We start from the raw sequence: 6,818 nt of genomic DNA, 5'->3' as shown, positions 1-6,818 counted from the left end.
TGACCATGATCACAGCTTCGGCATAGATAAAATTGGCTATTGCAATAGCGACAATATTTTAAACGAAGTAATTCCACCTTGCTGTCCGGACAAGAACTGGGCAGCAGGATGAAAATAGCAGATAACCACTTACGTTCTTATTGGCGGGTTCCATCCGCTTGGGGTGACTAAGCCCTTTACTTAGTTGCCCCTCTCGTTCTGTCGATGACAATCACTTTGTATTTAATTTTTAATTATTGCTAATTTTGGGCAATACCGTGCTTTATGTGATCTTTTGCGCTCTGCATGATCGCTTTAACGCGCTTTTAGATGATCGTTTCCAGTCAAAAGAGACTAAATTGGGTGAAGCAGCACGTTATATTATTAAAAACTACGATAAGCTAACAGCATATCTTGATGACCCAAGGCTTGAGATAACCAATAACTTTAGTGAACGCATGCTTAGATTAGAAAAACTAATTGAGGCTAGCTCGCTGTTTCGTACCTCGCTTGAAGGCCGTTTTGCTTTAGATATTATGCGTAGTGTATTACAGACGGCGATTGCTGCAAAAGCACCTTTGCAAGATTATATTCTTAGTGTATTAATGAAACCTATGGATGATATTGAAAATTTATCTGTTGTTCTTGGATGATATTATGCCAACAATATGATTTATTTGATAAAATGATAGCATTTATTGCTACTACCCCTTAAAACACTGGTTACTTTTAAAACAATACTGAACTATTGCAACTCATATGGGTTGTTGGTGTTACGAGTTGCGTGAGTATTGTTAATAGCATTTCTTACATCATCCCCACTGGAAATGGTGACAACGTTCTTTTCATTCAATACTTAGGTTTTCTATGGGATATGACACGCACGGATAAAAATACCCGGCTTTTTTATCCATAGCGCGTCGCTTATCATTTTCTTCGGGTATAAAGACCTGACCGCTTAGTAGCTTACTCCGGCAAAACCCACATTCTCCAGACCTGCACTTTGAAACCGGTTGCAGCTTGGCACGCTCGATAGCCACCAATATAGATTCTGTAGAGCTGGCTGGAATATCTATGTTCGAGTTTGCTATCTTACAGTTCAATGTATAGGATTTACCCGCTTGTTCTTTTGGGAAATCCTTATGTTGCATGATGTCCTTTGCCGCTCCAAAAAGCTCCCAGCGAATTTGCTTTTTAGAAAGCTCCAGTGGGGCTAGCTCTGTAGCTAAAAAGTTGTACATTGCTTGCGGTCCGCAAATAAAAATTGTGCTATTTTTTACATCCACATGTTTCTTTATTAAGTCCTTTGTCAGCAGACCTTCTTCAAAATAGGTTTGCCCTTGCGTTTTGTACTGACTGGGAGTTTGCAGTACATGTATGACCTTAATCCGTCCCTTTGAGTTTTGAGCCAATTCATTTAACTCATTAAGAAAGAGAATGTCTTTATCATGCTGGTTGCCATAGAATATCGTAAGCTCAATATCGAGATTGCCATGCACGATTTCTCGTGCAAAAGAACGAAACGGTGTAATTCCTGAGCCACCAGCTAAGGCAATAATGCAATGACGGTCGCGCAGCGCTTCATAGTAAAAGTGGCCTTCTGGCCCAGAGCTTTGCATATGCATGCCCGGTTGCCAATGCTCCCAGATATAAGGTGCTACAAAGCCATCTTCATTGCGTTTGATCGTGATCTCATAATAGCCATTTTGGGCATCCACAGGAGCGGATGAAATGGAATAGGGACGATTAACTACAACTCCTTTTGCGACTTCAGCTGTAATGCATATATATTGACCAGCACGAAAATAGGCTGGTTTTTCAATTTTTGCATCGGGAGCCGGAATTAGCTTGTAGGTTTTAGCATTCTCCGCCTCCTGGTAGACCTGGTCTATAACCAAGTATTGAATTGACGGATGTAATTTCGCGCTAAGCTCGTTCATCCGATCCTTAGCGATAAAAGCATCCGCTGCAGCCTGAAAGTGCTTACGACGAAGCTTTGTTAGATTAATGAATGCCAACAGGTCTTTAAGATGCCCTTTTACGGTAATACCAAACTTACTTAAAACTGAGATTGGTGAATGGGAAAGTGTTTGATTAATATTATCCATTTTTAATTTCTCCCTTCCAGTATCTCCTTATAGGTCATCAAGGCTGCGGTTTGACCAGTGGAAAGAGCATTTAAGTAGCCATGAGAGCGAAAGCCAAAGCCACCACAGAAAGAAAGGCCTGCAAAATGTCTCTCTGCTTGCATGCCCTTCATACGCGCTATAATTGAATCCCATGGCTCGGGTTCATATCCATAGACAATACCCTCATAGCTGCTTGTATAACGTGCCATTGTCTGAGGGGTGGCGATTTCGATCTCTTCAATGTATTTGCGAATCGAGGCTCCAGTAGCCTTCTCGAGCTTTTCAATTAAACCTGCGGCTATCTCTGATTTTAACTTAAAATAATCTTCTTGCCTTACCCCTTGCCAAACATGCGGCTGGAATAGGGTAGTGATCGAAACAATCGATGTCCCAGGTGGGGAACAGTCTGGGATAGCATTGTTAAGACATACTGTAGCCTGACCTAAAGGGGCTTCTAGTCGGCCAAAGCTGTTGTAGATATCGTTGATATCATGATTGTCCATAATAAAGTAGCTATATGAATCAAGCCCAATTTCTTTAGGGAGAGCATCCAAACCCATATAAACCACGAAAGCACTTGAGCCGTGTAGACGTGCATTACATTCACGTAAGGCCTGTTTGGGCACCTGAGTCTTGGGATGAATCAACTTATTAAAAACTACGGTCGGAGAAAGATTGCAGATTATATACTTGCTATTGATCACCTCTTGGCAATGGGTTTCTATCCCATATACCTGTTCGTCTTTAACCAGGATTTTATCAACTCGAGTATTGAATGCTATTTGCCCACCACATTCCTTAAACCTCTCAGCCAGCTTAAGGGTGAGTTCATGCGAACGAAGGCGAGGTATAAAACCATAGGTGCTGATATATCGGTTAAGCATGGCACCAAAAAGGGTGAAACCCAGACGATTGGGAGGGAGCCCCAGATAGCACCAATAGCCGTTTAAGACCGACCTAGCCTCATGTGAAATATGCATGGCATCCAATACTTCTTCAACAGTATAGGCACTAGTCTTTATAAAACTAGGATAGTTTTTTATCAGGTGCAGCTTATTGGGTTTGCCCCTGCTTTGCTTGAGGTAGAGTAATCCATCGATTGCTTCTTTGCATACGGCGATATATCTGGTAACAGCTTCTCGGCTACCAGGTGCAATTTGCTCAACTGTATTAATAAAATTAGTAAGGCCAAAGGGCACCTTGATATCAAGCGGGTTTTTCTTTTCATCTATGATAAGATGATATGCCTCCGGTACTTCTACCCATTCGATATTTAAGCCAAAATCATCCTCAAGCATCTCTCGCAGGGACTGCTTGGTCGAATATGGCCCCACATCGGCTATTTCATGCAAAGCAATTTCGAATTCAAAGCGACCGCGAACAAAGCTCGAAGCGAAGCCGCCCGGAAGATTATGCTGTTCTACGAGTAATACTCTTACGCCCTTTTTGGCTAATTGTAGAGCAGAAGCGAGGCCGCCATTACCGGCACCTATCACAATGCAATCATAATCACTTGTAAATTGTTGTCTGGTTTGATTGAATTTCATTAGTACTCCTGGTCAGTACTATTAAATATATTTTTTTGGTGTGACACCAACCCCTATAAAGACCGCCTGATGCAAAAACAGCCACTACTTACAATGCTTGCCTCAGCTTTTAAAGAATTGCAATATTGTACAACTTAATATTTCTCTTGAATAAAATTGCAATTCTACTCAACTAATCATCAAGTAAGCCTTATTCTTTTACCTTTAGTATCTCAATCTGATAAACACCTGCGTGATATACAAGGTATTATAGAAGGCTCATAGGTATCATACGAAAAGTGCCGTCTAACGAGAATACTCCAAAGCAGTTGCAACTCTTAATGCTTGATCTTGGCAAAAAGAACGGTTGTCCTCCCATGTCAGTGAACACCAATGTAATCGAAACCAACGGCCAGGCGCTCGTAGCATATATTCAACTAATTCCAGGGAGACGGCACGTGTGTCTCGAAGAAGGCACACAGTGCCAATGGCTTTACCAGATTATAGCGCCATACGTTCAAGAGTTAGCAGTGGTATGGGCAGAGAAGAGAAGCAGCTCCGGCAAAGAGCTTGCTACTCAAGACGCAATAGGTTCGAGGGAAAGCATCAGCTAATTTTTTGGCCCACGATCGAGGCCCCACGCATAGGTTATGCCCCCTCGAAGAACCAAAGGAAACCATGGCCCATTGAGGCCCTAATAGAAGTTTGGTTCTCGCATGAAAAATCAGCAGCGTAAGAATAAAATAGCTTATCAGTTTTTGATAATATTTAATATTTTGATAAATCGTTAAACAAGTTAGATATAACAGCGAGTATTTGTTTAAAATCTTGTTCTGAAATTTTGCCAATCGCGCGTAAAGTAATTTGTACATTTGGATCAGCAACTGACAGATAACTCGTTTCTTTTGCGAATTTCCAAGTTTTAGCCATATTACCATTCCAATCACCATATATTTGATATCCCATTTCTTCAGATTTACTTCGTAAACGAGAAGCCCAAATACCTGAAGTTAAAAAGTTTGCAGAACTAGCATCAATTACTGGTAAAATAGTTACTTGTTTTCGTTGATACTCAGTAAGGCTAAGACGCCATTGGCGTAGAGCTTTTTTTATTTCATGATTTAAAGATACAGTATCTTGAGAATCATAGTAGATTATTGTTATTTTACCTAATAATGATGTCTCATTAAGCTTAATATCGTCACCACTTTTAATTGTAAACGAAGGTGCTTTGGTGGGTGTTTTATTTATAATCACTGTATCATTATTAGCAAATGCAGATTGGGTACTAATTAGAAAAAATAATGCGCCTACAGCGGCGGTAATTGTTTTTGAAAAGGGCCATATTATGCCAGCATTCTCTTTAGAATACTGTGCTAACAAATTAAATCCGGCAATAATTAGAACCACATCGATATATACATTTAGTCGTAATATGCCAAAAAAAACCAAAATAAATGGTGAGAAAGGCAACTAGAAATGAGAGAAATTTCGGTCTACAATTATCTGCCAGTATCATAAAACCACAGGTAAACAGCAGGGTGGGGCAATTAGCTAATCCTAGCGGGGAAAATAAAAGAATATTAGATAAAGAAACGGGCTCGATCCAATGTGGATAAGCCAAACTAAATGCTATAAAAAATATACATAGTATAAATGATGTTCTGTCCCAGTTTTTACCTGAAAAGTTTAAGTTATTTTGTAGCAATGCTTTAAAAGTGAGTATTGATAACATCGCAAAGAATATAATGGTGGGTATCATACCATAGAAGATAGCAATCATGGTGGTGCTAATTTGTACAAGCAGTACGAGCCCTCCCCAGAGCCACTTGCGCCATTGCTTTATTAAAAAACCTAAAGGAAAAATTAAAAAAGCACACAAATGTAAAACGAGGGCAATATTTTTCCAATCACTAGAACTCTTAAGCAACGTGGTCGCAATTTCTGTTGCTGGTTTCCAGATGGTAAGTATTATTGAAATTTTTAACAACGGTAGAGATAGTATTCGTAATAGTGTTTTCACTTAAAACTCCTCATTGCGAAATATTTGTACTAAAAAACAGGTGAGCAGGATTTTTTTGATGATTATTGCAAGAAACAGTATCAATACGCACAGAGCGCCGACTTGGTAGCGAAGAGGTTAACCACAAATGAAAATATGCGGTTTCAAAATGAAAGACTCAATTAAAGAAAGACTGAGAGTTATGCAATGCAAGCAAGTGATTTACGTGGCACTGAAATTTTAGATATAGATCCAAATTACGGCTTTCCTCTTTTTAACTCTTTTAGATTAGCAATTTTTGGTTTGCCATTTTTAGAAGTATTGATGAGCGATTTAAAAGAGGCATTGGGTGGGGCTCACGCCAGTCGTATTTTATCTCGCCTGGGGTATCGTTCAGGTGTCGTCGTAGCAACCGCATTACGTAACCTATATAATTGGACCTCAGATGAAGAGTTACTGCGTGCTGGTGCTTTTATGAAGGCAAAGACTGGTCTTGCCGCTGAAGAAATTACTCATCTTTATTTGCCAAATGAAAAAGCACAATTTTCTATTAAAGGCAAATGGATACATTCAATAGAGGCACAAATTTATCAACAAGTTGCAGATGTTTCACTCAATCATGGCGTTTGCAATATTCTGGCAGGGCAGGCAAGTGGTTTTGCCAGTGCAGTTCTTGGTGTCGATGTATTGGTTCGAGAGATTACCTGTATTGGCAAGGGTGATAAAGAATGTACTTTTGAAGGCCGTCCTTTGAATGATTGGCACTTGTCTGAAAATGAATTGCAGATTTTTTCAGCTCTTCCTAGTTTGCCTGAAGAAATAGCCAAACTAGAAGACGAACTTTCTATTACATATAATAGATTGTTGAAGACACGCCAGTTCGTGAACTAGAAAACGCAATAATGCATGCTGTTGCACTTTCAGATTCAAAACTAATTAAAAAAGAACATTTACCTGCAACAATATTCGCGAACGAAGCAAATCGAATTTCTATGCTTTCATCTGGGTCACATAAGTTGTCTGAGATAAAAATGAAATATGTTAAAGAAACATTAGAAAAAACAAAAGGTAACCAAGCAGCGGCAGCGGCCATATTGCTGACTCTTAGTCTCATTTTTCACTTTTATCGGAATTGGATTCCTACTTTCGTAGGAATGACGAGGAGTTACGTAAAACTCTCTA

At 39.7% G+C, this 6,818-nt stretch carries 7 protein-coding genes; 3 read left to right on the top strand and 4 right to left on the bottom strand.

Features of this window, described 5'->3' with window-relative positions:
- The first annotated feature begins 266 nt into the window (after positions 1–266).
- Positions 267–632: a transposase gene (locus tag JW841_07850; GenBank protein ID MBN1960844.1), complete on the top strand. Its 366-nt coding sequence runs from the start codon at positions 267–269 to the stop codon at positions 630–632.
- A 192-nt stretch (positions 633–824) separates the two neighbouring features.
- Here JW841_07850 and JW841_07845 read toward each other — a convergent pair whose 3' ends face one another.
- The 4 genes from JW841_07845 to JW841_07830 form a co-directional block, all read right to left on the bottom strand.
- On the bottom strand, positions 825–2,087 hold the full coding sequence (locus JW841_07845; GenBank protein ID MBN1960843.1) for an iron-sulfur cluster-binding domain-containing protein: 1,263 nt from the start codon (positions 2,085–2,087) through the stop codon (positions 825–827).
- Positions 2,088–2,089: 2 nt separating this feature from the next.
- A complete protein-coding gene (locus JW841_07840) occupies positions 2,090–3,655 on the bottom strand; it encodes an NAD(P)/FAD-dependent oxidoreductase (protein MBN1960842.1) in 1,566 nt (521 codons plus the stop codon).
- Between the two features lie 747 nt (positions 3,656–4,402).
- Positions 4,403–5,044 carry a hypothetical protein gene (locus tag JW841_07835; GenBank protein ID MBN1960841.1) on the bottom strand — a complete coding sequence of 214 codons (642 nt, stop codon included), beginning with the start codon at positions 5,042–5,044 and terminating at the stop codon, positions 4,403–4,405.
- On the bottom strand, positions 5,019–5,657 hold the full coding sequence (locus tag JW841_07830; GenBank protein MBN1960840.1) for a hypothetical protein: 639 nt from the start codon (positions 5,655–5,657) through the stop codon (positions 5,019–5,021). Before JW841_07830 ends, JW841_07835 begins: the two co-directional genes overlap by 26 nt.
- Positions 5,658–5,843: 186 nt before the next feature.
- On the opposite strand from JW841_07830, the gene JW841_07825 reads away from it, so the two are divergent.
- Positions 5,844–6,527 (top strand): XylR N-terminal domain-containing protein, encoded by a 684-nt coding sequence (locus JW841_07825; protein ID MBN1960839.1) that lies wholly within the window; start codon positions 5,844–5,846, stop codon positions 6,525–6,527.
- An 11-nt stretch (positions 6,528–6,538) separates the two neighbouring features.
- On the top strand, positions 6,539–6,818 hold a 280-nt coding region (locus JW841_07820; GenBank protein MBN1960838.1), incomplete at its 3' end, for a hypothetical protein.

The sequence above is a fragment of the Deltaproteobacteria bacterium genome (assembly GCA_016931625.1).
Taxonomy (GTDB): domain Bacteria; phylum Myxococcota; class XYA12-FULL-58-9; order XYA12-FULL-58-9; family JAFGEK01; genus JAFGEK01.
This window is presented reverse-complemented; position numbering and strand designations above follow the sequence as displayed.

What these genes read in the sequence shown, in the direction of transcription:
- JW841_07840 (MBN1960842.1), bottom strand. Translation starts at nt 3,655, where the DNA reads ATGAAATTCAATCAAACCAGACAACAATTTACAAGTGATTATGATTGC.
- JW841_07825 (MBN1960839.1), top strand. Translation starts at nt 5,844, where the DNA reads ATGCAAGCAAGTGATTTACGTGGCACTGAAATTTTAGATATAGATCCA.
- JW841_07845 (MBN1960843.1), bottom strand. Translation starts at nt 2,087, where the DNA reads ATGGATAATATTAATCAAACACTTTCCCATTCACCAATCTCAGTTTTA.